Source organism: Massilia agrisoli (genome assembly GCF_020831365.1).
Classification (GTDB): domain Bacteria; phylum Pseudomonadota; class Gammaproteobacteria; order Burkholderiales; family Burkholderiaceae_D; genus Telluria_A; species Telluria_A agrisoli.
This window is the reverse complement of sequence record NZ_JAJHPV010000021.1, coordinates 416753-441765: the sequence shown is the minus strand read 5'-3', so window position 1 is coordinate 441765 and position 25013 is coordinate 416753. Positions and strand designations below refer to the sequence as shown.

The following is a 25013-nucleotide window of genomic DNA, read 5'->3' as shown; positions in this document are numbered from 1 at the left end:
GGTCAGGCTTCAGGGCGCGATGGCGACTGGTTTCAGGTTTTTCACAAAGCTCTCGTCGACGTAGCGCTCGAAGGCGACCGGGCGCTTGAGCGTGCGCGCCTCGAGCGACAGTTTCATCAGGTCGTCGAACTCGGCGCGCAGCATGCGCAGGTCGCCGTAGGTGACCCGGTCTTCCGGGTTGTCCATCACGAAGCGCAAAATCTTCGGGTCCTGGTTGAAGAACTCGCGCCGCGCGGCAATCCGCACCGCCTTGTCGCGGTTGGCGGCGCCGGCGTCGAGCCAGCTGCCGGCCGCCTGCACGTAATTCACCAGGTCCTGCACAACCGGCCTGTGATCGCGGATCAGGTCCTCGCGCACAGTCAGCACGCAGCAGATGTAGTTGCGCCACTGGTCGCGCGTCATCGCCAGCGGCCGCGCGTAGCCGGCGCGCTGCGCCGCCGCGCCGAACGGCTCGCCCGTGCAATACGCGTCGATGGTGCGGGTGTACAGCGCTGCCGGCATGTCGGGCGGCGGCATCTCGATGATCTCGATGTCCTTCGCGGTCATGCCGGCGCTCGCCAGCATTTTGCGCAGGAACAGGTAGTCGACAGCGAAGCGGCTCGGGATCGCGATCAGCTTGCCGCGCAGGTCGCTGAACTTACGGTAAGCCGAATTCGCATGCACCATGATCACGGCGCCGGAACGGTGGCCGAGCGAGACGATTTTGAGGGGAATCCGGTAGTCGACCAGGTCCATCACCAGCGGCGCCAGCATGTAGGCGGCCTGGATCCGGCCCGTCATCAACGATTCCTTGATCTCCGCCCAGCCGCTGTATTTGGCATACTCGAAGCCGACCGGCTGGCCGCCGCCCTGCCTGAGCGACGCAGCCTTCGCCATGCAAGTGACCGGCAAGGTCAGGTTGCAGGTCACTGGCAGGCCGCCGACCACCAGCGGCGCTGGCGCCCGGCCATGCGCCAGCGACGGCACGGCCAGCGGCAGCGCGGCGGCCAGCGCGGCGCGCATCACCTGGCGCCGGCGCAGCAGGCCAGCAGTGAGGGAGTGTTCAGATTCTGGAGAAATGATGGTTAGCCTGCCGGTGAATGTCGGGCGACGCTTGCTTGCGCGTCGCCCCGATTCTCACGGCAAGCGGCCGTTTTGTAAAGGCCCATGAACCACAACCCGGAATACGGATGGAGGTCTAATGCGCTGTGATCAGGAACCTGCGGCAGCCACCGCAGCCAGCAGCGCTGCCGGACTCACCGGCTTGACCAGGTAGGCATCAAAGCCTGCCTCGATGGCGCGGGCGCGGTCTTCTTCCTGGCCGTATCCCGACAAGGCGATCGCATACGCGCGCTGGCCTTGCGCCGCGCGGCGCAGTTCCGCGATCAGCGCGAAACCGTCCATGCCGGGCAGTCCGATGTCGCATACCAGCACGTCGAAGCCGCCCTGCAGCGCGCTCGCCAGCCCTGCCACGCCGTCATACGCGGTGCTGACCACGTGGCCTTCGATCTCGAGGAAGCAGGTCAGGGTCGTGCAGGCGTCGACATTGTCTTCCACCAGCAGCACGCGGCAGCGGCTTGCCGCGCCCTCGCCCGCTTCAACTGGTGGTGCGGCCAGTTTCGCTTGCGCCGACACCGGCAACGTCACGGTGAATTCGCTGCCGTGGCCAATGCCTTCACTGCGCGCGACCACCGTACCGCCGTGCATGGAGATCAGGTTGCGCACCACGTTCAGTCCGACGCCCAGCCCGCCCTCGGAACGGGCCAGCGAGCGCGGCCCCTGCGTGAACAGGTCGAAGATATGCGGGATGACGTCGGCGGCGATGCCGGTCCCGTTGTCGGACACCTTGATGATGGCGAAGCCGTCCTGCTGCGCAACCGACAGGCGCACCTCGCCCAGGTCGCCGGTGTATTTCGAGGCATTGCCCAGCAGGTTGGAGAACGCCTGGGTCAGGCGCACCGGGTCGCCGTCGATAATCAGCCCGGCATCGGGAATCCCGGCCACCAGGCTCTGGCGGCGTTCGGCGATACGCGGCTCCACCGTTTCGACTGCCTGCGCGAGCACGTCCGCCAGCGACACCGGCTGGACGGTCAGGGTAATCTTTCCACTGCTGATGCGGGCCGCGTCGAGCAGGTCGTCAAGCAGGTGCGACATGTGGTCGACCTGGCGGCCGATCACCTGGGTCAGGTTGAGCAGTTGCGGAGTGGCTGCGGGAATACGTTCGAGCAGCGCGGCGGCCATGTTGATGGGCGCTAGCGGATTGCGCAATTCGTGCGCGAGCATGGCGAGAAATTCGTTCTGGCGCCGGTTGGCCGCCTCGGCGTCGTCGCGCAGCCCCTGGGCGTTGAGGGTGGCGAACACCAGGTTTTCGTTGGCTTCGCGCAGCTGCGCCACCATGCCTTCGAGCGCGTTACGTTCTTCCAGCGCCTGGCGCAGCGCGCTCACTTCGGCGGTCAGTGCCGCGATCCGCGCCTGCGGGTCTTGCGCCGCCGCGGCCGCGTCGTCATTGAAGGAACGCTCTGTTGAGCCAGGGCTGACATCATGTAACGTTCCCATCAATGGTGATCCTTAACCTATCGGCTGCTGGGGTGAGGGATGGCCCGACAGCAGGCCGTCAAACTGCATCGGCCCGCTTTCGATCTCGATGCCCGCGTCGGTGATGCGGTATTCGCGCAGATCCGTGCTGTGGCCGCTGCCGCGCACCTTGACGACCGAGATCAGCTTGGCCAGGCGCCCGCGCGTTTCCGCGTAGCGCATCGCCACGATCGCGTCGGTCAGGAAGGAGATTTCGGCCTCGCTGAAGCGCAGTTCGGTGAAGCGGTCATCCATGCCGATCGTCACCAGCACAGTCACGCCGCGCTGGGCCAGGCTCGACAAGATGCGGAACACCGCCGAGCGCAGGTCCTGGCGGAACTCCGGCGCCACATACAGGCCGAACTCCGACAGCGAGTCGATCACCACCCGGGTGGCCTGGGTGCTGTCGATGGCGTGGTTCAGGTAGTCCAGCAGCTCTTCCACGGTCAGGTCGAGCGAGCGGCTTTCGACCGTCACCACAGTGCCCGCTTTCACCATTTTGGCCAGCGCGGCATTGCGCAAGCGCGAGGTGCCTTTTTCGAAGAACACGGCCACGCCTTTTTCGCCATTGCGCTCGCCTTCCTGCAGGAAGCGGGTGCCGAGAATGGTCTTGCCGGAGCCGGATGGACCGACCACCAGCACCGAGTGGCCCTGCGGCAGGCCGCCATGGAGCATCGCGTCGAGGTCGGGAACGCCGGTGGAAATGCGCCGCACTTCGCCATCGGCGTCGCCTGCATTGGCGTGGTCCGCAGCCAGCGGCGGCAGCAGGCGCGGATACACGCGCAGTCCGTCCTGGGTGATGCGGAAAGTGTGCGAGCCGGCCATGTGGGCCTGGCCGCGCATCTTGACCACGCGGATCTTGCGCACGACTGAATTCTGTTCGTGGGTCTGGCCAAGCGCCAGCATGCCGTCGGCTACCGTCATGATGGGATTGGCTTCGGCGTCGGCATGCGCGTACTCGCCGATCAGGAAGGTGGTCGCCTGCCAGCTGGTCATGCGGGTACCGAGTTCCTGGATAAAGTGCTGCAGGTCGGCCACGCCCTCGGCGCCGCTTTTCGCGGTCTGCGCGACCGAGCGGAAGGAATCGACAAACACCAGGCTTGGCGAAAACGCCTCGACTTCCTTCATGATGCGTTCGAGCACCATACTGAAGTCGCCTGCGCGCAAGTCCTCGGCCAGGTTGACGTAGCGGATCGACTCGCCGACCTTGTCCAGGTCGAAGAAGGAATATTGCTGCTGGTAGCGCAGCATCTTCAGGGGCGGCTCGCCCAGCACAGTAAAGAACAGCGCCCTGCGCGACGGGTTCGCGAGCGTGAACATCATCTGGTGCGCCAGCGTGGTCTTGCCGCTTCCGGGCGCGCCGGCGATGAGGTTGAACGAGAACTCGCTCAAGCCGCCACCCAAAAGAGTATCAAGCCCGGGAACGCCTGTGGATAATGTCCCCAAGGTTACTTTGTCGGTCATTACTTGTGCTCCTGTACATGCTTTTGCTCGGTATTTTCCGAAGCTAGAAGCCGATTCGTAAGCGCTTCGCCGATCAGGGCGGTAAGCAGCTTGGTAAAGGTTGTGAATAAGGCCGTGTTGCCGGCGGCTGCCGTGCTGCCGTCGACAGAGGCGAGGTCGCCGCGCAAGGTCTCGAGCAGGGACGTGATCGAGGTGCAGGACTGGCTGGCGGTCAGCCATCCGAAGCTGGGCAGGACGAGCTTGACGGCGCGCCCGTACAGGGCGCAAAAGCCGCGCTCACCGACGAGCGGCGTGAGTTTTTCGGCCAGCCAGTGCCAGCGCTGCAACAGGCGCTCGACTGCGCCTGGCGCGCTTTCGCTGATCGCCATATCAAGCAGGGTGGGCCGCTTGTCGTCGTATTTTTCCATGCATGCTGGTCAGTTGAAGGGTGGGATCTGATGCGGCGGTCTTTTACTGCGTGCCGCAGGTTTTCAGGTGCCGTCGCGGATTATATCCTGTTTGTTAAATGCAAATATGGGAAATGTGTCATTACCGTACAATTTGACCGCGCTAGCGCACCATTGCTGCCAGCTGCGACACGAGATACAGCAGCACGCCGATCATGCCGCCGACGATGGTGCCGTTGATGCGGATGAACTGCAGGTCCTTGCCGATATTGAGCTCCACCTGTTCCGACATCTCACGGCTGTCCCAGTTCTTGACGGTGTCGGCGATATGGCGGGTCAGGAACTGGGCAAACTCGGGGCCGGCGCCGCGTACCGCGCCTTCGAGATGGTCGTTGAGCGAGGCGCGCAGCCGCGCATCGTCCTGCAGCACTTTGCCGACCCACGCGCCGGCGCCGACCACGCGCTTGTGCAGCACCGAGTCTGCGCTGTGCAGGTCTTTCCTGATCCATTCGCGCAGGTCGTCCCACAGCGCGCCGATGTAGGCGTTCATGCTCTCGTCGTCCTGCAGGTGGCGCTTGATCTCCTCGCCCTTGTCGACGAACTCCGGGTCGGTCTTCAGCCGCTCGATGAATTCGGCGGTGAAGCGGTTGAAGTTGACCCTCACCGGATGCTGCGCATCGTTGTGGATGTCGTTGATGATGCGGTGGGCGGTGGCCACGGCCACTTCCGCGCCCTTGCGGCCCAGCCAGTCCGACGGCAACACCTTTTCAGTGAACGGATAGGCATCCTTGAGCCAGTTGACGATGCCGTCGGCGATATAGCCCTGGGTCTCTTCGCTGCCCATCACCGTGGCCAGCTGGCCGATGCCGGCGTCGAGCAGCGCCTGGTGGCGCCCGTCGCGGGTCAGCGCTTCGAGCACCACGCCCGCGGTGCGCGACAGGTCGACCGTGCCGATCGCCGAACGGATCGCGCGGCTGATGAAGCTGCGTACCGGCGCGTCGTCAATAAAGTCGAGCATGCCCGACGCCAGCCTGACCAGGTAGCTGCCCAGCTGCTCGGTGTGCGCGGGCAGCGCCAGCCATGCCGCCACCTTGGCGGCCGGATCATGGCGCCGCACCAGGCCGACGATCGATTCGGTATCGAGGAATTTCTCGCGCACGAACAGCGCGAGGTTGTCGGCGATCTTCTCCTTGTTCTTCGGGATGATGGCGGTGTGGCGCGACACCACCGGTATCGGCACGCGCCGGAACAGCGCCACCACCGCGAACCAGTCGGCCAGCGCGCCCACCATGGCGGCCTCGGAGAATGCCTCCAGCAGTTCGGCCCACCATACGCGCGGCAAAAACAGCGTGAGGACGAACAGCCCGGCCGCGCCAGCCAGGAAGGCCAGCGCCAGCTGCTTGGCCTTGCGCAGCTCAATTTCCTTGGTCATTCGGGCTGGCCGACGTCGGCGTCGTCGCCCAGCGCAAAGGCGCCGCGCTCGAAGGCGTCCAGGACGCGGCGGGCCTCGTCCAGGTGCGCCGCCGGGACCAGGATGCGCACGCCGCCCAGCGCGGGTGCGATCAACAGGTCGGCCTGGACATGGTTGGCGTCGGCGACCACCGCCGGGATGCCCGCCGCGACCAGGCAACCCTGGACCACGTAGGCGTCAGTCGGCACCAGGCATTTGGCGACCACGAACAGGTCGCGGCCCGGAATGGCCTCCGCCCCAAGCTGGCCGGCAGCCATCGAGCCCGTACGCATCAGTGAATCCATAAGCCCTCCATCTGCCAGGATCGGCGAAGTCTTATGTTTAGCACAACTCCATGCCTAGCTCCAAGCGTGCTCGGCTTTTATGCGCCCAGCATATTATTTTTTAGCCAACACAATCCGGGTTTTACCGATTAAAATTGCCTCAAGACAATACAAGGAGGCCTTGTGGACCAGGAAGAATTTTGCTGGCTGGTGAACCGGCTGGAAGCAGAAGCGGCCAACCGGCCGGCGGCGTTCCGCGCCAAGGTTATCCTGATCAGCTGCGCCACCTACATCGTGCTGTTCGCCGCGCTGGCCCTGTACGCGAGCTTTGTCGTGCTGGGCTGGATCTACCTCGCCGACCAGGGCATGTGGGTGCACAAGGCCGCCTTCGCGCTGGCGACGCTGGCCGCGCTGCCGGTTTTCTACGGCGTCCTGCGCACCCTGCTCACGCCGCTCGCGCCGCCCACTGGCCGCGCCATCACGCGCGCCGAAGCCCCGGTGCTGTTCGACCTGCTCGATAAAATGCGCCGCAAGCTGGGCGGTCCGGCAATCCACCACGTGCTGGTCGACGAGGAGTACAACGCCTCGATCTGCCAGCTGCCGCGCTGGGGCCTGGTTGGCCCGGTCACCAACTACCTGGCCATCGGCCTGCCCTACCTGCTGGGCGGCCAGACCTCCGAAATCATGTCGGTGATCGCGCATGAATACGGCCACCTGTGCGGCGCGCACGGCAAGCTGCACGCGTGGATCTACCGCCAGCGCAACACGCTGGAAGCCGTGTACCGGAACGTCGGCGCGTCGGACAACGAATCGCCGTGGCACGCCATGATGGCCTGGCTGCTGGACCGCTTCATGCCCTACCACGACGCCTACACCTTCGTGCTGGCGCGGCAGGACGAGTATGAGGCCGACCGCACCGCCTGCCAGCTTGCCGGGCCCGACGCCAGGGCCAATGGTTTGATCCGCAACACGCTGCAGGGCCGCTGGTTCCACGAAGACTTCTGGCCCGGGCTGTACCTGCAGGCGGAAACGCGCGAGCGGCCGGCGTTCATGCCGTACCAAGCGATGCACACTGCCTTCAAGATGAGCTATGCGGACTGGGCGACCGGCGAGCGCCTGAAGCAGGCGTGGCAGGCCGGGTCAAGCGCGGACGACACGCACCCCTGCCTGCGCGACCGGGTTGAGGCGCTGGGCCTGCATGCGCGCCTGCCGCAGCCCATCACCGCGAACGCCGCCAGCGCGCTGCTGGGAAGCTCGGCCAAGCTGCTGGTCGATGAGTTCGACCGTGCATGGTGGGAGCGCGAGGGCCGCGGCTGGGGCGCGCGGCGCCGCCACGTGGAGCGCTCGCGCACACGGCTCGATGAACTGGCAGGCATGCCGCTTGCCAGCCTGGCGCTGCATGAACTGCAGGAGCTGGCCATGCTGCAGGTCGACCTGGAAGCGACGCCGGCCGCCCGTGCCACGCTTGAACACCTGCTGCGCCAGCCTGGCGGGCCTTTCCCGAAAGCCGAGTACACCTACGGCCGCCTGCTGCTGCGCCACGGCGACAGCCAGGGCCTGGACTACCTGCGCAGCGCGGCGCGCCACGACCGCAGGCTGGCCGACGATGCACTGCGCATGGCTTATTCGTTCCTGGCGGAGAAGCGTGGCGAGGAGGCCGCCGAAGCCTGGGTCAGTGAGACCATGCAGACTACGCAGGCCGCCTAAGCGTCAGCCGATCACCTGCCGCGCGCGCAGCGCGGCAATCGCCTCTTGCGGCCAGCCCCAGTCGGACAGGATCTCGCCGCCATGCTGTCCTGGCGCGGCGGGCAGCAGGCCGGTTTCGGGCTGGGTGCGGCTAAAGCGCGGCGCTGGAGCAGGCTGGGTGACGCCATCGACCTCGATAAAGGTCTCCCTTGCGCGGTTGTGCGGATGCTGCGGCGCCTCGTCCATGTCGAGCACCGGGGCGAAGCACACGTCGGTTCCTTCCATCAGCTCGCACCATGCGTCGCGGGTGCGGGTGCGGAAGACCGCGGCGAACTTCTGCTTCAGCGACGGCCACTCCGACCGCTGCATCTGGGCGTTGAAAGCGGGATCGGTGACACCGGCCAGGTGCAGCAGCTGCGCATAGAACTGCGGCTCGATCGAACCGATCGAGACGAACTTGCCATCGGCGCAGGCATAGGTGTCATAAAACGGCGCGCCGCCGTCGAGCAGGTTGGCTTCGCGCTTGAGGCCCCACGAACCATAGGCGCGAAAGCCATACATCATCGCGCCAAGCAGCGCGGCGCCGTCGGTCATGGCGGCGTCCACCACCTGACCTTTGCCGGAGGTGCGCGCTTCCAGCACGGCGCACACGACGCCGAACGCCAGCATCATCGCGCCGCCGCCAAAGTCGCCCACCAGGTTGAGCGGCGGAGCCGGAGGCTCGCCCTCGCGCCCCATCGCATGCAGCATGCCGGTCAGCGCGATGTAGTTCAGGTCATGGCCGGCGGCCTGCGCCAGCGGGCCGTGCTGGCCCCAGCCGGTGACGCGGCCGTACACCAGCTTTGGATTACGGGCGTGGCAGGCATCGGGCCCTGCGCCAAGCCGCTCCATCACGCCGGGACGGAAGCCTTCGATCAGCACGTCGGCCTTGTCGACCAGCTCGAGCAGCAGCTGCATGCCTTCCGGGTTCTTCAGGTCGAGCGCCAGCGAGCGCCGCCCGCGCGCCATCACGTCGTACTTCGTGCCCAGCATCGGGAACGGGTTCTGCGCACCCGCCGCAGCCTTGCGGTCGATGCGTATCACTTCGGCGCCCATGTCCGCCAACATCATGGCGGCAAAGGGACAGGGGCCCAGTCCCACCATTTCGACAACCCTTACGCCAGCCAGCGGTCCTGCCATGCGGTGTGCTCCCTACAGTGAACGTGCGATGATTTCTTTCATGATCTCATTGGCGCCGCCGTAGATGCGCTGGACGCGCGCGTCCACGTACATCTGGGCGATCGGATACTCGAGCATGTAGCCGTAGCCGCCGAACAGCTGCACGCACTGGTCGATGACCTTGCACTGCAGGTCGGAGATCCAGTACTTGGCCATCGAGGCCTGCACGGTGTCCATGCGCCCGGCGATCATGTCGTCGATGCAGCGGTCGATGAAGATGCGGGCGATGGTGGCCTCGGTCTTGATCTCGGCCAGCACGAAGCGGGTGTTCTGCATGTCGAACAGCGCCTGGCCGAAAGCCTTGCGTTCCTTGGTGTGTTCGACCGTCAACCGCAGGGCGCGCTCGATTGCGGCTACGCCAGCCACGCCAAGGATGGTGCGCTCGTACGGCAGCTCGGTCATCAGCTGGGCGAAGCCCTTTCCCTCGACGCCGCCCAGCACGTTCTCGAGCGGCACGTGGGCGTCGTCGAAGAACAGCTCGCAGGTGTCCTGGCCCTTCTGCCCTACCTTTTCCAAAATGCGGCCGACGCGGAAGCCCGGGTTGTTTCTGGTTTCGAGCAGCAGCAGCGATACGCCCTTGGCGCCAGCCGCCGCATCGGTTTTCACCACGACCAGGATCAGGTCGGCCAGGTAACCGTTCGAGATGAAGGTTTTCGATCCGTTGACCTTGTAGCCGTCGGCGCCTGCCGTGGCGGTGGTGCGGATGCCCTTCAGGTCGGAGCCCGCGCCCGGTTCGGACATCGCAATGGCCGCGACCATCTCGCCGCTGGCCAGCTTGGGCAGGTACTTGAGCTTCTGCGCCTCGGTGCCCTGGTTAAGAATGTAGTGCGCGACGATGGCGTGCACGTGGATGCCGAAGGCCATGTCGCCGGCGTAGCCGAGTTCCTCGAACACGACCGACTGGTGCGCAAAGCTGCCGCCCGAGCCGCCGTACTGTTCCGGGATGTCGGCCAGCAGGATGCCCATCTCGCCGCCCTTGTCCCATACGCTGCGGTCAACGTGCTGCTGTTTGCGCCAGTGCTCCTGGTTGGGCACGATTTCGGTGTCGACGAAGCGGCGTACGGCATCGCGGAAGCCTTCCAGCTCCGCGTTCATCCATGGCGAGGTGTATTCCATGGTGCTCACGCCGCGCGGTACATGGTGACGACGCAGGCGCCGCCCAGGCCCAGGTTGTGCTGGAGCGCGACGCGCGCGCCTTCCACCTGGCGGGCGCCCGCGCTGCCGCGCAGCTGGTGGGTCAGCTCGTAGCACTGCGCCAGCCCGGTGGCGCCGAGCGGATGGCCCTTCGAGAGCAGGCCGCCGGACGGGTTGGTGACGACCTTGCCGCCATAGGTGTTGTCGCCTTCGGTGATGAACTTGTCGGCGCCGCCTTCAGGGCACAGGCCCAGCGCTTCGTAGGTAATCAGTTCGTTATGGGCGAAGCAGTCGTGCAGTTCGACGACGTCGAGGTCGGCCGGGCCGATGCCGGCCTGCGCGTACACCTTCTGCGCCGCCTCGCGGCTCATGTCGTAGCCGACCACGCGCATCATGTCGTTCGAATCGAAGGTGCTTGGGCGGTCGGTGGTCATGGCCTGGCCGGCGATATAGACGTCGGTTTTCAGGCCGCGCTTTTTGGAGAAGTCTTCCGACACCAGCACCGCGGCCGCGGCGCCGCAGGTCGGTGGGCAGGCCATCAGGCGGGTCATCACGCCGGGCCAGATGGCAGGCGACTCCAGCACGTCTTCAGGGGTCACCACTTTCTTGAACAGCGCCAGCGGGTTGTTGGCCGCATGGCGGCTGGCCTTGGCGCGGATCTTGGCGAAGGCGTCGAACGGGGTGCCGTATTTTTTCATGTGCGACAGGCCGGCGCCGCCGAAGTAGCGCAGCGCCAGCGGGATGTCCGGCATGCCGACCAGTTCATCGGTGACGGCGTCGAACGGGTCGAACGGGCTTGGGCGGTCGTTGAACACCGAACCGAGTGCGCCAGGGCTCATCTGCTCGAAGCCCAGCACCAGCACGCAGTCGGCGGCGCCGCTGGCAATCGCCTGGCGCGCCAGGAACAGGGCGGTCGAACCGGTCGAGCAGTTGTTGTTGACGTTGACGACCGGGATGCCGGTCATGCCGACCTTGTACAGGGCCTTCTGGCCGCTGGTCGAATCGCCGTAGACGTAGCCGGCGTAAGCCTGCTCGATATCGTCGTAGGACAGGCCGGCGTCTTCCAAAGCCTGGCGGGCCGCGAGCGCGCCCATCTCGTCGTAGGGGGCGCTGGCGCCTGGCTTGGCGAACGGGATCATGCCCACACCGGTTACATAAACGTTGCGGCTCATCGAAGTCTCCTGGATGGTTGGATTAGGTCGCGCGACCTATCGCGACGATTATAGGTCAGCCGTACTATTTTTCCAAGCGGCATGCGATAATCCCGCCATGCCCGCCTCCCTCGCCACCGCACTCAAGCACAAGCCGTCGAACACCACCGGCAAGGGGCTGGGGCGCGCCCACGAAATTCTGCAGGCGGCGCGCACCGTGCTGGCCGCCGAAGGCTATGCGGGGCTGTCGATGCGGCGCGTGGCCGGCGAAGTGGGCATCAGCCTGTCCAATGTACAGCACTATTACCAGAGCAAGGATGCGCTGCTTGAAGCGGTGCTGCTGTACACGATGGACGTGTTCCAGGCCAAGATCGACGAGATCTCGGCGGCGATGCAGAGCGAATCACCGATCGACCGCTTCTTGTCGACGGTGGACATGTTCCTCGACGAGATCACCGACCCGGTGACCCACGCCATCTTCTTTGAAATCTGGGCGCTGGCCTCGCGCAACGACTTTGCCTCGAAGCTGATGGACAAGATGATGGCGCGCGAGCGCAAGACCATCTTCCACCTGATCCGCGGGCTGGCGCCTGCACTCAGCGACGACGACACCATGCAGCGCGCGGTTTTGATCGTGGCGCAGGTCGAGGGGCTGATGCTGTTCCGCCTGGACCGCCAGGCGCGCCCCGCCGAATTCATGCAGGTGCGCGCCTCGGTGCGCAAAGCGCTGACCGCGCTCGCAACCGAGCCATAGTAAAAACATATCAGGCGGCCCCGTGGCGCTTATACTTGGTGCTCAAGTAACGCGCAACGGGACCGCCTGCATGCACCACAATATCAGCCTGATCACCACCATCGCGGCCGCGCTGGGTTTCGGACTCATCTTCGGCATGATCGCCGTGCGCTTCAAGTTGCCCGCGCTGGTCGGCTACCTGGCGGCCGGCATCGTCATCGGTCCGGCTACGCCCGGGTTCGTTGCCGATGTGGCGCTGGCGAGCCAGCTGGCCGAGATCGGCGTGATGCTGCTGATGTTCGGTGTCGGGCTGCACTTCTCGCTGAAGGACCTGCTGGAAGTGAAGAAGATCGCGCTGCCCGGCGCGATCTTGCAGATTGCGGCCGCGACCGGCATGGGCATCGGGCTGGCGACCATGTGGGGCTGGAGCATCGGCGCGGGCCTGGTGTTCGGCCTGGCGCTGTCGGTGGCCAGCACCGTGGTGCTGCTGCGGGCGCTGGAAGACAAGGGCATCCTCGACTCCATCAACGGCCGCATCGCGGTCGGCTGGCTGGTGGTCGAAGACCTCGTCACCGTGCTGATGCTGGTGCTGCTACCGGCGATCGCAGGCTCGCTGGGCGGCACGGCCGCGCCTGGCGGCGACGACAATTTCTGGAAAGCGCTGGCCATCACCTTCGGCCAGGTGGCCGCATTCATCGCCTTCATGATGCTGATCGGGCGCAAGCTGTTTCCCTGGTTCCTGTGGCGCGTCGCCGCCACAGGCTCGCGCGAACTGTTCACGCTGGCGGTGGTTGCCACCGCGGTCGGCATCGCCTACGGCTCATCCGAGCTGTTCGGCGTATCGTTTGCGCTGGGCGCCTTTTTCGCCGGCATGGTGCTGCGCGAATCCGAGCTGAGCCACCGCGCCGCGCACGAATCGCTGCCGCTGCGCGACGCGTTTTCGGTGCTGTTTTTCGTCTCGGTGGGCATGCTGCTCGACCCGATGGTGCTGGTGGAAAGCCCCGGCCGGGTCGCGCTGGTGGTGGCAGTCATCATGTTCGGCAAATCGATAGCGGCCTTCGTGCTGGTACTCGCGCTGCGCTACCCGCTCAACACCGCGCTGACGGTATCGGCCAGCCTGGCGCAGATTGGCGAGTTCTCGTTCATCCTGGCCGCGCTCGGACTATCGCTGGGGCTGCTGCCGCCGGAGGGGCAAAGCCTGATCCTGGCCGGCGCCATCATCTCGATCGCGCTCAATCCCCTCTTATTCAAGACGATCGAGCCGGTCCAGCGCTGGCTGCGCAGCAAATCGCACCTGGCGCGGAAGCTGGAACGCTCGGCCGACCCGCTGGCCGAGCTGCCGGTGACCGTCGAGCAGCACAAGCTGAGCGGACAAGTGGTACTGGTCGGCTACGGCCGGGTCGGGCGCAAGATTGCCGAGGAACTAGAAGCCAACGGCGTGCACTACGTGGTGGCCGAGCAGAACCGCGAGCTGGTCGACCAGCTGCGCAAGCAAAATGTACCGGCGGTGGCAGGCAATGCGGGCGAGCCGGCGGTGCTGATCCAGGCGCACATTGCGCGTGCCGGCACGCTGGTCATCGCCACGCCCGATACGTTCCACGTGCGCGCGATGTGCGAAACGGCGCGTGCGCTCAATCCCGACATCCGCATCGTCATTCGCACCCACAACGAAGAAGAAGCGCAGCTGCTGCGCGAGGAAACCTCGGGCAAGGTATTCCTGGGCGAAAACGAACTCGCGACCAGCATGGCCCGCCACGTGCTCGAAGGCCTGAGGACAGCGGAAGCCGGGCACTGATCCAAAACAAATCCGCAAAAAAAAGGCCGACACCCAAAAATTCGGGGTCAGACCACCGGTTTTTTGGAATATTCCAAAAAACCGGTGGTCTGACCCCGAATTGGGAAATTGTTTGCCGGGGGGCTTAGGCGGCGGTGCCTTCCGTGCACAGCTTCAAGGCGGCGGCGCGCGGGGCGTGGATGTGCGCCATCAGCAGTTCGCGGCGCTCTTCCAGCAGCGCGAACACGGCGTCTTTCGACAGCACGTATTGCTCCAGCAGCGTGTCTTTCAGCGATTCGATCACCGCCTTGTAGTCGCGGATCGCGCCCAGCGTGTAGCTGTAGAGCTCGTCCGACTTTTCTTCTACCTGGCGGATCGTCGGGTTGTCGCTGCCCTCTTGCTTGAGCTGCGAGTAGTCGATCTTCGAGCGCGAGTACATCGACAGGCGGTTGACCATCAGGTTCAGCATCTTGGTCGCCTTTTCGATGTCGTTCTGGCTGCCAACCGAGATGCCGCGGGCGCCGTAGAACAATTCTTCCGCCGCCACGCCGCCGTACAGCTGGATGACGTCGCGCTCCAGTTCTTCCAGCGTGCGCAGCGAGACGTCGTCGCCCGATTGCAGCACGTAGCCCAGCGCGCCCAGCTTCGATACCGATTCGGTACTGATCTTGAGCAGGTGCGACTTTTCCTTCACTTCAGCCAGGCTCATGCCTGAACGCAGGTAGGGGTCGATCTGCATGAAGAAGTGGCCCAGCTCGTGCAGCGCAACGCGCTCGCGCTGCTTGTCCTTCTCGGCCGTGGTGGCGCGGTCGGTCAGGCCCAGCGTCGAGCGCTCGAAGGCGCGGAACATCAGGTCGGTGTCGATGATCGCCTTTTCCTGGATCGAGATCATGCTGGCGCGCTCGACCACGGTTTCCAGCAGCGCAGGGCTGAGGTTGGCCGTCATTTCGGCGACCTGGTCGAGGTCGAGGTTGTTCCAGTCCACCAGGCCTTCCTTCTTGCGCTTGAGGAAGCTGCGCAGCAGTTCGGTGCGCTCGCCTTTGTTGGGCAGGCGGAAATTGATCTTGACCGAGAAGCGGCGCAGCATCGCTTCGTCCATCTCGGACGAGGCGTCGTCGAAGTTCGAGGCAACCACCCAGATCACGCCCGCGCCCTTGTCGCTCTTGACGCCGTCGAGCAGGCCGAGCAGCGTGTTGGCGGTGTCGTCTTCCCATTTCTTTTCGCCGCGGCCGCGTGGCGTGAACAGGGTCTGCGCTTCGTCGAGGAAGATGATGCAGCTGCCTTGCTTGCAGGCCTTGCGGTACAGCGCGTTGAGCGCCTTGGAGCCGCCGCCGACATAGCCCGACTCCAGCGCCGAGCCGGAGGCCTGGATCAGCGGCACGTTCAGGCGCTTGGCCAGGTAGCCGACCAGCTTGGTCTTGCCGGTGCCCGCGGGCCCGGTCAGCATCACGTTGAAGGGCTTGTCGATGTTGTGCGACTTGTATTCGGCGCGGTTGCGGATCATGTCTTCGAGGTGCAGCACTTCCTGCTTGATGTCGTCCATGCCGATCAGGTCGTCCATGCTGCCCTTGAGCTTGTCCGGGCTCAGCACGTTGGCGGACATGCCCATGCCGGGGATGCCGAACTTGAGCACATAGATCAGCAGCAGGATGATGGCGATGTCGAGCGCGTGGCGCTTGAGGAAGGCCAGCGCTTCGGCGCTGGTCGAGTCTTGCCCTTCGTCGAGCAGCACGGCTTTGTGCGATGCCAGGTAGTCATCCTTGGCGATCGAATACGGAATCGCGTTCTTGAGCAGCACTTCGCGCTCGAGGCTGAGGTGCGAGGTGCTCGGCACCTTGACCACATGCAGCTGCTCGGCATTTTTGAACTTGTAGATGTAGCGCGGGGTTTCCGACAGCGGCTTGGCCACCATCAGGTACTCGAGATTGCCTTTCTGGGCAGCCAGGCTTGTAATCTCGGAAATATTTTGCGAGTACACGATCGGGCTGGTGGTCTGCGGCACATCGTTCTTATAGATGGCCAGGCCAATGACCGTGGCGAGCAGGAGTGCGGCGCTGATGCGCACGTAGACATTCTTGAAGGCGATCTGGAGTTTGGCGAGGTTAGGCATAATTTACTTTGTGAATAGTGGACGCAGGTACCGCAACATCGTTAAAAGTTCTGTTCTCCGCGCGCATTCCGGGCGCGGTCGCGACAGCAACGCTCGATATCGGTTCATCAACGTCGCTATACAGATCACGCAATTGCCGGGAAAGTCTGGCCCGGCGTGATCTTTTGCCATCAAATTAGTGCTTGGAAGCAAGAGGGATATGGAGACTATACCTCCTTTAAAAAGGCGCACGCAAACAGTTTTCGTAAAAAAATTTTGCGTCGCAACAGCTGTGGTGAAGGTGTCAATTGAATGCGTTATGAAGCTGGCAAAGTTCCTTGGCGAACTATCAAAAATGGCGGAATTCGTAACAGTTCGTTTCAGCAGTTGATGAGTTTGCAATGACGTTCCATCATCGTCCGAACTGCTTAGTGGACGATCTGTCATGACCTACTTCCTTGCGTTTTTTCACCGCTTGTTCGGCACATCAATTTCCGCGAAGGAAGACCATCTGGGCGGGGCCATTGACCTGTCGGACGCAGCATACTGCCTGGGATTATTGACGCAGGAAGCCGAGTAAACGCACGCCACTTTTTCCGCGCCGCACTGGAGCTGGCTCGGAGAAAAGTTCCGCTTGTAAACTCTCACGAAAATTCAGGCGATTCAATCGAATCATCGTAGGAAAACCGGCAGGGCCGTGGTTAAATACGATGAAGAAAAGGCATGCGACTGACGTATTTTTCGCTGCGGTGCACCATGATATCGGCGCATCAGGTCCAGATCAATAAGAAGAGGGAAACATCGTGAAAAAATTTGCCCTTTGCATTGCGTTGGCGGCTGGCCTGACAGGCACTGCCCAGGCTGCCCTTGTTGAATTCGAGCGCGCATCGGTCAATGCCGCGCCCATCGCCGGCTTCGCGTCCCGCGCCGACCTGATGGTAGCGGCCGGCACTGCTCCCTCTCCAGGCGACATGTCCGAGCTGCCCGAGCCGGAAGTGTTTGCCATGATGCTGCTCGGCCTGGTGCTGATCGGCTGGCGGGCCAGCAGGCACAGCGACGAAAAATTCGAATAACAGTGTTCAAAAAATCCCGCAAGCAGCGGGATTTTTTATTTCACCACGGAGCTCTACATCACTCGTAGTACTTCGGCGCATGCCGGATTTTCGCGTTCTGCTCCAGGTCATGCTGGATCCATAAGGTGGCCTTGTTGGCCTTCATGAACTGGGCCTGCTCTTCCATCGCCTTCAGCGACAACTCCTTGTCGACGTTAAAGCTCGGCACCCTGCGGTTTTCCCAGTTCTTGCTGAAATGTACCAGGTCGCCTGACAGCAAGACATTACCGGTTTTCGGCAGCTTGACGAACAGCGTCTGGTGCCCCGGCGTGTGGCCGATCGCCCGCTTGATGACGACGCTGCCGTCACCGAACACGTCGTGGTCGCCGGCCAGCTTGGTCACCGGGTTGGCCGACAGGGTCGGATAGTTCTTCGGGTCGTTGCCATACTTGGCGCTGTCAGGCCCGAAGGCCGCCTCGTATTCCTCGGCCTGCATCAGCAGGGTCGCCTTTGGGAACAGGCCGACATTGCCGATGTGGTCGAAGTGCATGTGCGATAGGCCCAGGTAGGTCACCGATTCAGGCGAGAACCCCGTCTCCTTGAATTGCTGGGCCAGCGTCTTGTTCATGCGTAAGTGGAAGCTCTGGCCGCGCTTGACGCCTGCCTTCTCCTTGGCCACTTCGTCCGGCAAGCCGGCATCCCATACCAGCGTGCCCTTCGGGTGCGCCACCAGGTAGCACGAATCGGTCAGGGTTTTCTTCTGTCCTTTATCGACACCCGGACTGAACAGCGAAATGTCGGACACGTCGATCGTGCCGCAATCGAACACGTACAGGCGCAGCGACGATACCGCCGGGTTGGTGTCGGCGGCATGGGCCGTGCAGGCGAAAACAGCAAGGCTGGCGCACAAGGCGCGAAGTTTCAGTGACATCTCTGGAGCTCTCCCTTCGGTTGGAAAAATTATTTCAGCAGGCCTTCGTCGCCCAGCGCCTGCTGCACGGCAGGACGGGCCGCGACCCTGGCCTGGAATGCCTGCAGGACTGGCCAGGGCGCCATGTCGATGCCGCTGAAGCCGCACCAGTTCAGCACCGTGAACAGGTAGGCGTCGGCGACCGTGAAGCGCTGGCCCATCAGGTAGTCGCGCCCTTCCAGCGACCGCGCCAGGTGGCCGAAGCGCACCGTCAGCGCAGAGATCGCCATGTCGCGCATTTCCGGCGTGGCGGCGCGGTTGAACAGCGGGCTGAAGCCCTTGTGTACTTCGGTGCCGATGTAGTTCAGCCATTCGGCCAGGCGGTAGCGCTCGAAGGAGCCGGCCGGCGGCGCCAGCTGCTTCTCCGGCACCAGGTCGGCCAGGAACTGGATGATCGCCGGTCCTTCGGTCAGCACCTCCCCATCCTTGAGCATCAGCGCAGGCACGGATCCCTTCGGGTTGACCAGCTTGTAGTCGGCGCCGCCCGTGGTCCGCTTGGCGCGCAGGTCAACTTGCTCGGTCGTGAAATCAAGTCCCGCTTCCAGCAGCACGATATGGGGCGAGAGCGAGCAGGCGCCGGGGCTGAAGTACAGTTTCATGATGGTCCTTTGCGAAAGGGTTATGGGGCTTATCGGGCAAAATGCCGAGAATACAACAGAAAGCATTCTGGCACTTACGCCCCCTCAAGTTGCCACACCGGTCGATGGTAAGATCGACTTATTCACTTGGAGAAATTGATGAGCGCTGCTTACCAGCATCTTGCCGTGGCCAAAGCAAGGCCAGGAATGATTCTCTCGGACGAGCTCCTCGACAGCCAGGGCCACCTGCTGCTGCCGCGCGGCGCCGTGCTGACCGAAGCCACCATTGCGCTGCTGCCGCGCCACGGCATCGAGTCGGTCGCCGTGCAGGTGGCCGCCGCCGCCCAGCCCGCACCCGACCCGGACGCCGTCGCCCAGCGCCTGGCGCACCTGTTCCGCAAGAATGACATTGACAACCAGAACGACTGGGCGACCGGCATCCTGCGCCGTTATGTCGAGGACTACCGCCTGCAGCGGGGAGTCGAGGAATGACGGCACTGGCGATTGACGACGTGGTCCGGAACCTGCATGACCTGCCGTCGTTGCCCGACGTGGTCATGGAACTGCTCAGCAGCATCGACGCCCAGGACGTCGATATTTCAGTGCTGGCGAAAAAGGTCTCGCACGACCAGGCCTTGATGGCCAAGACGCTGCGGCTGGCCAACTCGCCGGTCTACGGCCTGCAGGTCAAGGTCACCACGCTGAGCCAGGCGATCACCTTCCTCGGCTTCCAGGCCACCCGCAACCTGATCATCGCCGCCGCCGTGACGGGTTGCTTTGCCGAAGGCAAGTGCGCCGGCTTCGACGACAAGGCGTTCTGGCGCCATTCGATCGCTACCGCGGCCTGCGCCAGGGTGCTCGCGCGGCGCATGAAGTTCAACCAGGATTACGCATTTACCGCCGGGCTGCTGCACGACATCGGGCGCCTGGTCCTGGTCACCAGCTTCCCCGCGCAGTACGCCAAGGCAATTGCCTTGCGCAAGGAACGCGACTGCGAGTTGCTCGATGCCGAGCGTGAAGTATTGGGGATTGACCATGTGGCGGCGGGAATTGCCTTGGCCGGACACTGGAATTTTTCCGACACCATGCGGTTGGCCATCGCCCACCACCATGATCCCGAAGCGCCCGGCGCGGGCTTTCTTGCCACGATCGTGCACGTGGCGAACGCGATTGTCCATGGGCTGGACCTCGCGCGCGACGAGGATGACCTCGTTCCCGCAGTCTCATCGGTCGCGTGGACCGCGCTGGGGCTGAACGAAGAGTCCTACCTGCATGCATTCCGCGAAACGGAACTGCAGTTTGAAGAGATTTCTGCTGTCCTGATGGGCTAAGGTCCTCGCGGACCGGCGCAGTCAGGCGGCGGCAGGGCCCGTCGCACGCGGCGGCGGGCCGTTGCCAACTTCCACCGAAGGCATGACCGCTGTTGCCGTCACGCCATCGGTGTTAGTGCGCATAATTGCCAGGTGTCTGCTGCTGTTGTGCCGCTGCCGCTTCCGCCGCTGCCTTGTCTTCTGGCTTTGGACGGCCTTGCGCGTCGGACAGGCGATACTTGGTCCTGCGGTCGCCCATCAGGTCGCGCAGGTCGCGAATGCTCATGCCGGTGACTTCGTGCATACGGATCAGCAGCGAGGCGCCGACCGGCAGGCGGTGGTGGCGGATCTTGCTGATGACCGGAGGCGCGACTTCCAGCATGCGCGACAAGGCTGCATCGTTCTTCAGCTGCATCTTACCCAGCAGGATGTCGAGCAGGTGGTTCGGGTTGTAACTTTCCTGTGATGCCAGAGCATGGTGTGCCATGATTTACCTCGTGAGTGTGGTTGAAATGATTCCGTTACGAACTTTGCTAAAGACCATGATTTGCCCAAAGAAGTTCCCGGAAACGCCCTTCAACGTGATTTACAGAACAAGTCCGATCATCAGTCCAAGCACGTGACCGGTTCGTAGGCTCCCTGCGCTACGCGCCTTCCACCGTCTACTTGTATTTCACACAAATTATCAGACTCATACGCCATCAGTACATCCGACCAGCGCACAGGCGTCATTGTTTGAAATCAAGCTATCGTGCGGAAAGCTTGTCACATAATTATTTCAACACATGAATCAGATTTGTGTCGCACGCAAGAAATAAATAGTTTTGATTCGTGGGATTACAATTCTTCTGGAACTCATTGATTTTCAACAGGAAATACCTCGCCCACAATCAAATGATTGTTAATCTTTTGATCCGGAAACATGTAACTAAAGGTGACAGGCAATTAATATTAACTAGCGGAAATTACGCGGAATGGCGCACGCGCGTTTATTGCCGTTTTGGCCGCAAAAAAGGATTTGCGGTAAACTGGTTCAACGCATTGTCAAAACATCTATTTACGCTGAAAACTTCATTCGCCAGGCACCGTTGAAAACCAAGACTCCTATCCAGCCCGAATATTTCGTACCCGAGCCACTCGACAACACGCGGCTGGCCCACCTGTGCGGGCCGCTTGACGAAAACCTGCGCCAGATCTCGGCGGCGCTCGACGTCACCATCTTCCGGCGCGGCGAGAAATTCATCGTCAGCGGCGCCAACGCCGGGCGCGCGGTGGAAATCCTCGAGCGCTTCTACGCGGTCGCCAACAAGGTGGTGCCGATCGAGGAAGTGCAGCTGGCCCTGGTCGAACAGCGCAGCGGCCTGCGCCCGGCATCGCCGGACGCCGAGCCCACCGAAGAACTGCCCGAGATCGAAATCAACAGCCCGGTGCTCAAGACCCGCCGCACCGACCTGCGCGGGCGCACGCCGCACCAGATCCAGTACCTGCGCGCGATCCTCGAACATGACATCAGCTTCGGCGTCGGCCCCGCCGGCACCGGCAAGACCTACCTTGCGGTGGCCTGCGCGGTCGATGCGCTCGAACGCGACGCCGTCAAGCGCATCGTGCTGACCCGCCCTGCCGTGGAGGCCGGCGAACGCCTCGGCTTCCTGCCGGGCGACCTGGCCCAGAAGGTCGACCCTTACCTGCGCCCGCTGTACGACGCGCTGTACGACCTGCTCGGCTTCGACCGCACCCAGAAGATGTTCGAGAAACAGGTGATCGAGATCGCGCCGCTGGCCTACATGCGCGGACGCACCCTGAACCACGCCTTCGTGATCCTCGACGAAGCGCAGAACACCACGGTCGAACAAATGAAGATGTTCCTGACCCGGATCGGCTTCGGCAGCAAGGCCGTGGTCACCGGCGACGTCACCCAGGTCGACCTGCACAAGACGCTGCGCAGCGGCCTGGTGGACGCGGCCCATGTCCTGAAGGACGTGCGCGGCATCGCCTTTACCCATTTCTCCAGTGCCGACGTGGTGCGCCATCCGCTGGTGGCGCGCATCGTCGATGCCTATGAATCGGCCGCGTCGATCGAAGACCTGGCCGTCCTCCCGAAACGTCCCGCTGCTAAAAATGTCCGAAAAAAATAAACTCGACCTCGAGGTCCAGTACCCCGACGAACGCCTCGAAAAGACCATCCCGCCCGAGATGGTCGAACGCTGGGTGCATGGCGCCCTGTTCGCGCCCGCCGAGCTGACGGTGCGCTTTGTCGCCGAAGAAGAAGGCCGCACCCTGAACCGCGAATACCGCGAGAAGGACTACGCCACCAATGTGCTGACCTTTGCCTACAACGAAGGCGAGACCATCGCCGACGACGAGCCGACCCGCGCCGACATCATCCTGTGCACCGACGTGCTGGAGCGCGAAGCGGCCGAACAGGAAAAGACAGTCGAGGAGCACGCCGCCCACCTGGTGGTGCACGGGGTGCTGCACGCGCAGGGCTACGACCATGAACACGACGAGGACGCCGACGAGATGGAGCAGCTCGAACGCGACATCATGGAGGCGCTGGGCTACCCCGACCCCTACCCCGAATAAGCCGCCAGCGCCCCGCCCGTGGCACGCCAAGGCGTGCTTAAAAAACAGGCAACCGGGCTTTTGGTGTATCCTACACCCCATCGCAACAACGGCTTCATGCCAACTATGCCAGAGCACCCTAGTGACGTCCGAACAGACGCCAAACCCCACCGGTCACTGTTTGAACGCCTGACCGCACTGATTTCCCCCGAGCCCGAGAACCGCGTCGAGCTGCTCGAAGTGCTGCACGACGCCCATGGACGCAACCTGATCGACGCCGACGCCCTGTCGATGATCGAAGGCGTGTTCCAGGTCTCCGACCTGTCCGCCCGCGACATCATGGTGCCGCGCTCGCAGATGGACGTCATCGACATCTCCAAGCCTATCGAAGAGTGGATGCCCAACGTGCTGGAAACGGCGCACTCGCGCTTCCCTGCCGTCGAGGGCGACCGCGACCGCGTGGTCGGCATCTTGCTGGCCAAGGACCTGCTGCGCTACTACGCCGAAGAATCGTTCGACGTGCGCGACATGCTGCGTCCGGCTGTCTTCATTCCCGAGTCCAAGCGCCTCAACGTGCTGCTGCGCGACTTCCGCGCCAACCACAACCACATGGCGATCGTCGTCGATGAGTACAGCGGCGTGGCCGGCCTGATCACCATCGAGGACGTGCTAGAACAGATCGTCGGCGACATCGAAGACGAATACGACTTCGACGAAGAAGAAGACAACATCCTGTCGATCAAGGAAGGCCAGCTTGGCCCGCGCTGGAGGGTCAAGGCGCTGACCGAGATCGAACAGTTCAATGAAGAACTGGGAACCTCGCTGCCTGAAGACGACGCCGATACCATCGGCGGCCTGGTCGCCAGCGAACTGGGACGCATGCCGCACAAGGGCGACGTGGTCGACATCGACAACCTGCGCTTCGAAGTGCTGCGCGCCGACGCGCGCCAGGTCCACGTGGTACTGGTTGAAAAACTGCCTCCCGGCGAAGACGACCACGATTGATGCTGCGTCGCCGCGCCACCCCGCCTGATCCTGCCACCCGCAAGCCGCGCACCACTGCGCTGCCGATGCTGGTGGCCGCCGTGGCGGGTTTTTCCAGCCTGTTCTCGTTCCAGCCATTCGCATGGTGGCCGGTCCAGGTCGTCGCACTGGCGTGGCTGTTCTACCAAATCGGCATGGACACCTCGGCCAGGCGCAGCCTGCTGGTCGGCTGGGGCTTTGGCTTCGGCTGGTCGGTCGCAGGCATGCACTGGCTGTATGTCGCCATTACCGTCTACGGCGGCATGCCGGCGCCGGTCGCAGCCATCGCCATTGCGCTGCTGGCCGTCTACATGGGCGTGTTCTCCGCTTTGGGCACAGGCGCCGCCACCTGGCTGCGCCGCCGCTGGTCGCTGCCGGTGCCGGCCTTCCTGCTGCTCGTGCTGCCGGTGATGTGGGGCCTGTCCGAATGGGTGCGCGGCTGGATGTTCACCGGCTTCCCGTGGGCCTCGTCCGGCTACGCCCATAACATCAGTCCCCTGGCCGGCTACGCGCCGGTCATTGGCGTGTTCGGCATCGGCGCGCTGGTGGCGCTGTGCGCCTCCTGCCTGGTCATGCTGACCCAGCGTGCGCGCCTGCAGGCGCTTGGCATGCTGGCCGCCATCATGGCCGCCGGTTACGGCCTCACCTTCATCGACTGGACCCGGCCAGCCGGCGCCCCGATCACCGTGCGCCTGCTGCAGGGCGATGTCCCGCAAGACCAGAAATTCGACGCCGCGCACATCGACCGCGCGCTGGCGCTGTACGACGGCATGATCAAGGCCGCTCCCGCCGACCTGATCGCCACGCCGGAAACGGCCATCGTGCTGTTCCCGCAGCAGCTGCCGCCCGGCTACCTCGACGGCCTGGCGCGCTTTGCGCGCGAGACCGGCAGCCACCTGATGTACGGCATACCGCTGGCCGACAGCCCGACCCAGTACGCCAACAGCGTGGCCGGCATTTCGCCCGATGGCCGCAGCTACCGCTACGACAAGCAGCACCTGGTGCCGTTCGGCGAATTCGTGCCGTCGGGCTTCCGCTGGTTCGTCGACATGATGGCGATCCCGCTGGGCGACTTCACGCGCGGGGCCAAAGTGCAGAAGCCCTTCGCAGTCAAGGACCAGATGGTGCTGCCGAACGTCTGCTACGAAGACGCGTTCGGCGAAGAGATCGCGCTGCAATTGCGCTCATCGCCGAACCCCGCCACGATGCTGCTGAACGTGTCGAACCTGGCCTGGTATGGCAAATCGGTCGCGATCCCGCAGCACCTGCAGATTTCGCAGATGCGCGCGCTGGAAACCGGCCGCCCGATGCTGCGCTCGACGAACAACGGCGCCACCGCCGTCATCGACGCCAAAGGCCGGGTCACCGCCAAGCTGCCATCGCACAGCCGCGGCAGCCTGTCGGCCACCGTGCAGGGCATGCAAGGCTCGACCCCGTACATCCGCTTCGGTAACGTGCTGTTCCTGCTGCTGTCTGGCGTGGCGCTCGGTGCAGCCTGGCTGATGGGCCGAAAATACCGTCAAACCCTTTCGCAACCCGCGCAAAAGTGACATAGTCGCCACAACGGCCCCAGTCCCCGCGCAAAACCCGCTAAAA

24 protein-coding genes are annotated in these 25013 nt (G+C 63.7%); 11 read left to right on the top strand and 13 right to left on the bottom strand.

Features of this window, described 5'->3' with window-relative positions; all coding sequences use genetic code 11:
- Window positions 1-9: 9 nt before the first annotated feature.
- From LMJ30_RS20920 to LMJ30_RS20895, 6 genes are all read right to left on the bottom strand, one after another.
- The gene (locus tag LMJ30_RS20920) at window positions 10-1002 is read right to left on the bottom strand and encodes an ABC transporter substrate-binding protein (protein ID WP_229434489.1); all 993 of its coding nucleotides are present in this window, start codon (window positions 1000-1002) and stop codon (window positions 10-12) included.
- A gap of 189 nt (window positions 1003-1191) precedes the next feature.
- Window positions 1192-2535 (bottom strand): hybrid sensor histidine kinase/response regulator, encoded by a 1344-nt coding sequence (locus tag LMJ30_RS20915; protein WP_229434488.1) that lies wholly within the window; start codon window positions 2533-2535, stop codon window positions 1192-1194.
- A 12-nt stretch (window positions 2536-2547) separates the two neighbouring features.
- Entirely contained in the window at window positions 2548-4017 is a 1470-nt protein-coding gene (locus LMJ30_RS20910) for an ATPase domain-containing protein (protein WP_229434487.1), read from the bottom strand.
- Window positions 4017-4424: a hypothetical protein gene (locus LMJ30_RS20905; RefSeq protein WP_229434486.1), complete on the bottom strand. Its 408-nt coding sequence runs from the start codon at window positions 4422-4424 to the stop codon at window positions 4017-4019. Before LMJ30_RS20905 ends, LMJ30_RS20910 begins: the two co-directional genes overlap by 1 nt.
- 142 nt (window positions 4425-4566) lie before the next feature.
- Window positions 4567-5835 carry a DUF445 domain-containing protein gene (locus LMJ30_RS20900; RefSeq protein WP_229434485.1) on the bottom strand — a complete coding sequence of 423 codons (1269 nt, stop codon included), beginning with the start codon at window positions 5833-5835 and terminating at the stop codon, window positions 4567-4569.
- Entirely contained in the window at window positions 5832-6158 is a 327-nt protein-coding gene (locus LMJ30_RS20895) for a putative signal transducing protein (RefSeq protein ID WP_229434484.1), read from the bottom strand. The genes LMJ30_RS20900 and LMJ30_RS20895 overlap by 4 nt, the downstream gene beginning before the upstream one ends.
- 162 nt (window positions 6159-6320) lie before the next feature.
- Here LMJ30_RS20895 and LMJ30_RS20890 point away from each other — a divergent pair, with 162 nt between their 5' ends.
- On the top strand, window positions 6321-7844 hold the full coding sequence (locus tag LMJ30_RS20890; RefSeq protein ID WP_229434483.1) for a M48 family metallopeptidase: 1524 nt from the start codon (window positions 6321-6323) through the stop codon (window positions 7842-7844).
- Between the two features lie 3 nt (window positions 7845-7847).
- Here the strand turns inward: LMJ30_RS20890 and LMJ30_RS20885 are convergent, their stop codons facing one another.
- From LMJ30_RS20885 to LMJ30_RS20875, 3 genes are read right to left on the bottom strand one after another with little or no spacing between them, the layout of a single operon-like run.
- A complete protein-coding gene (locus tag LMJ30_RS20885; RefSeq protein WP_229434482.1) occupies window positions 7848-9002 on the bottom strand; it encodes a CaiB/BaiF CoA transferase family protein in 1155 nt (384 codons plus the stop codon).
- A 12-nt stretch (window positions 9003-9014) separates the two neighbouring features.
- The gene (locus tag LMJ30_RS20880) at window positions 9015-10157 is read right to left on the bottom strand and encodes an acyl-CoA dehydrogenase family protein (protein WP_229434481.1); all 1143 of its coding nucleotides are present in this window, start codon (window positions 10155-10157) and stop codon (window positions 9015-9017) included.
- A 5-nt stretch (window positions 10158-10162) separates the two neighbouring features.
- Window positions 10163-11347, bottom strand: a complete 1185-nt coding sequence (locus LMJ30_RS20875; protein ID WP_229434480.1) for a lipid-transfer protein — start codon at window positions 11345-11347, stop codon at window positions 10163-10165.
- 97 nt (window positions 11348-11444) lie between these two features.
- Between LMJ30_RS20875 and LMJ30_RS20870 the strand changes: the two genes are divergently transcribed.
- Together LMJ30_RS20870 and LMJ30_RS20865 are read left to right on the top strand one after the other, a co-directional pair.
- Window positions 11445-12080 carry a TetR/AcrR family transcriptional regulator gene (locus LMJ30_RS20870; protein WP_229434479.1) on the top strand — a complete coding sequence of 212 codons (636 nt, stop codon included), beginning with the start codon at window positions 11445-11447 and terminating at the stop codon, window positions 12078-12080.
- A gap of 70 nt (window positions 12081-12150) precedes the next feature.
- The gene (locus tag LMJ30_RS20865; RefSeq protein WP_229434478.1) at window positions 12151-13854 is read left to right on the top strand and encodes a cation:proton antiporter domain-containing protein; all 1704 of its coding nucleotides are present in this window, start codon (window positions 12151-12153) and stop codon (window positions 13852-13854) included.
- Window positions 13855-13978: 124 nt separating this feature from the next.
- Here the strand turns inward: LMJ30_RS20865 and LMJ30_RS20860 are convergent, their stop codons facing one another.
- On the bottom strand, window positions 13979-15943 hold the full coding sequence (locus LMJ30_RS20860; protein ID WP_229434477.1) for an AAA family ATPase: 1965 nt from the start codon (window positions 15941-15943) through the stop codon (window positions 13979-13981).
- Between the two features lie 424 nt (window positions 15944-16367).
- Here LMJ30_RS20860 and LMJ30_RS21730 point away from each other — a divergent pair, with 424 nt between their 5' ends.
- Both LMJ30_RS21730 and LMJ30_RS20855 read left to right on the top strand, forming a co-directional pair.
- Window positions 16368-16502 carry a hypothetical protein gene (locus tag LMJ30_RS21730; protein ID WP_267869740.1) on the top strand — a complete coding sequence of 45 codons (135 nt, stop codon included), beginning with the start codon at window positions 16368-16370 and terminating at the stop codon, window positions 16500-16502.
- 223 nt (window positions 16503-16725) lie between these two features.
- Window positions 16726-16995, top strand: a complete 270-nt coding sequence (locus LMJ30_RS20855; protein WP_229434476.1) for a PEP-CTERM sorting domain-containing protein — start codon at window positions 16726-16728, stop codon at window positions 16993-16995.
- A gap of 58 nt (window positions 16996-17053) precedes the next feature.
- On the opposite strand, the gene LMJ30_RS20850 is transcribed toward LMJ30_RS20855, so the two are convergent.
- On the bottom strand, window positions 17054-17905 hold the full coding sequence (locus tag LMJ30_RS20850) for an N-acyl homoserine lactonase family protein (protein ID WP_229434475.1): 852 nt from the start codon (window positions 17903-17905) through the stop codon (window positions 17054-17056).
- Between the two features lie 29 nt (window positions 17906-17934).
- On the bottom strand, window positions 17935-18543 hold the full coding sequence (gene gstA, locus LMJ30_RS20845) for a glutathione transferase GstA (RefSeq protein WP_229434474.1): 609 nt from the start codon (window positions 18541-18543) through the stop codon (window positions 17935-17937).
- A 138-nt stretch (window positions 18544-18681) separates the two neighbouring features.
- Between gstA and LMJ30_RS20840 the strand changes: the two genes are divergently transcribed.
- On the top strand, window positions 18682-19014 hold the full coding sequence (locus tag LMJ30_RS20840) for a hypothetical protein (RefSeq protein WP_229434473.1): 333 nt from the start codon (window positions 18682-18684) through the stop codon (window positions 19012-19014).
- Window positions 19011-19853 (top strand): HDOD domain-containing protein, encoded by an 843-nt coding sequence (locus LMJ30_RS20835; protein WP_229434472.1) that lies wholly within the window; start codon window positions 19011-19013, stop codon window positions 19851-19853. The genes LMJ30_RS20840 and LMJ30_RS20835 overlap by 4 nt, the downstream gene beginning before the upstream one ends.
- Before the next feature lie 112 nt (window positions 19854-19965).
- Here the strand turns inward: LMJ30_RS20835 and LMJ30_RS20830 are convergent, their stop codons facing one another.
- Window positions 19966-20319, bottom strand: a complete 354-nt coding sequence (locus LMJ30_RS20830) for a hypothetical protein (RefSeq protein ID WP_229434471.1) — start codon at window positions 20317-20319, stop codon at window positions 19966-19968.
- Between the two features lie 601 nt (window positions 20320-20920).
- On the opposite strand from LMJ30_RS20830, the gene LMJ30_RS20825 reads away from it, so the two are divergent.
- From LMJ30_RS20825 to lnt, 4 genes are all read left to right on the top strand, one after another.
- Window positions 20921-21967: a PhoH family protein gene (locus LMJ30_RS20825; protein ID WP_229434470.1), complete on the top strand. Its 1047-nt coding sequence runs from the start codon at window positions 20921-20923 to the stop codon at window positions 21965-21967.
- Complete coding sequence (gene ybeY / locus LMJ30_RS20820) at window positions 21951-22415, top strand: rRNA maturation RNase YbeY (protein ID WP_229434469.1); 465 nt, start codon at window positions 21951-21953, stop codon at window positions 22413-22415. The genes LMJ30_RS20825 and ybeY overlap by 17 nt, the downstream gene beginning before the upstream one ends.
- 105 nt (window positions 22416-22520) lie before the next feature.
- A complete protein-coding gene (locus LMJ30_RS20815) occupies window positions 22521-23399 on the top strand; it encodes a CorC family transporter (protein WP_229434530.1) in 879 nt (292 codons plus the stop codon).
- Entirely contained in the window at window positions 23399-24967 is a 1569-nt protein-coding gene (lnt, locus tag LMJ30_RS20810) for an apolipoprotein N-acyltransferase (RefSeq protein WP_229434468.1), read from the top strand. Before LMJ30_RS20815 ends, lnt begins: the two co-directional genes overlap by 1 nt.
- Window positions 24968-25013: the final 46 nt, after the last annotated feature.

Excerpts from the sequence above, each read along its gene's own strand:
- LMJ30_RS20920 (WP_229434489.1), bottom strand. The coding sequence starts at position 1,002 with ATGCGCGCCGCGCTGGCCGCCGCGCTGCCGCTGGCCGTGCCGTCGCTG.
- LMJ30_RS20915 (WP_229434488.1), bottom strand. The coding sequence starts at position 2,535 with ATGGGAACGTTACATGATGTCAGCCCTGGCTCAACAGAGCGTTCCTTC.
- LMJ30_RS20910 (WP_229434487.1), bottom strand. The coding sequence starts at position 4,017 with ATGACCGACAAAGTAACCTTGGGGACATTATCCACAGGCGTTCCCGGG.
- LMJ30_RS20905 (WP_229434486.1), bottom strand. The coding sequence starts at position 4,424 with ATGGAAAAATACGACGACAAGCGGCCCACCCTGCTTGATATGGCGATC.
- LMJ30_RS20900 (WP_229434485.1), bottom strand. The coding sequence starts at position 5,835 with ATGACCAAGGAAATTGAGCTGCGCAAGGCCAAGCAGCTGGCGCTGGCC.
- LMJ30_RS20895 (WP_229434484.1), bottom strand. The coding sequence starts at position 6,158 with ATGGATTCACTGATGCGTACGGGCTCGATGGCTGCCGGCCAGCTTGGG.
- LMJ30_RS20885 (WP_229434482.1), bottom strand. The coding sequence starts at position 9,002 with ATGGCAGGACCGCTGGCTGGCGTAAGGGTTGTCGAAATGGTGGGACTG.
- LMJ30_RS20880 (WP_229434481.1), bottom strand. The coding sequence starts at position 10,157 with ATGGAATACACCTCGCCATGGATGAACGCGGAGCTGGAAGGCTTCCGC.
- LMJ30_RS20875 (WP_229434480.1), bottom strand. The coding sequence starts at position 11,347 with ATGAGCCGCAACGTTTATGTAACCGGTGTGGGCATGATCCCGTTCGCC.
- LMJ30_RS20870 (WP_229434479.1), top strand. The coding sequence starts at position 11,445 with ATGCCCGCCTCCCTCGCCACCGCACTCAAGCACAAGCCGTCGAACACC.
- LMJ30_RS20865 (WP_229434478.1), top strand. The coding sequence starts at position 12,151 with ATGCACCACAATATCAGCCTGATCACCACCATCGCGGCCGCGCTGGGT.
- LMJ30_RS20860 (WP_229434477.1), bottom strand. The coding sequence starts at position 15,943 with ATGCCTAACCTCGCCAAACTCCAGATCGCCTTCAAGAATGTCTACGTG.
- LMJ30_RS21730 (WP_267869740.1), top strand. The coding sequence starts at position 16,368 with ATGACCTACTTCCTTGCGTTTTTTCACCGCTTGTTCGGCACATCAATT.
- LMJ30_RS20850 (WP_229434475.1), bottom strand. The coding sequence starts at position 17,905 with ATGTCACTGAAACTTCGCGCCTTGTGCGCCAGCCTTGCTGTTTTCGCC.
- gstA (WP_229434474.1), bottom strand. The coding sequence starts at position 18,543 with ATGAAACTGTACTTCAGCCCCGGCGCCTGCTCGCTCTCGCCCCATATC.
- LMJ30_RS20840 (WP_229434473.1), top strand. The coding sequence starts at position 18,682 with ATGAGCGCTGCTTACCAGCATCTTGCCGTGGCCAAAGCAAGGCCAGGA.
- LMJ30_RS20835 (WP_229434472.1), top strand. The coding sequence starts at position 19,011 with ATGACGGCACTGGCGATTGACGACGTGGTCCGGAACCTGCATGACCTG.
- LMJ30_RS20830 (WP_229434471.1), bottom strand. The coding sequence starts at position 20,319 with ATGGCACACCATGCTCTGGCATCACAGGAAAGTTACAACCCGAACCAC.
- ybeY (WP_229434469.1), top strand. The coding sequence starts at position 21,951 with ATGTCCGAAAAAAATAAACTCGACCTCGAGGTCCAGTACCCCGACGAA.
- LMJ30_RS20815 (WP_229434530.1), top strand. The coding sequence starts at position 22,521 with ATGCCAGAGCACCCTAGTGACGTCCGAACAGACGCCAAACCCCACCGG.
- lnt (WP_229434468.1), top strand. The coding sequence starts at position 23,399 with ATGCTGCGTCGCCGCGCCACCCCGCCTGATCCTGCCACCCGCAAGCCG.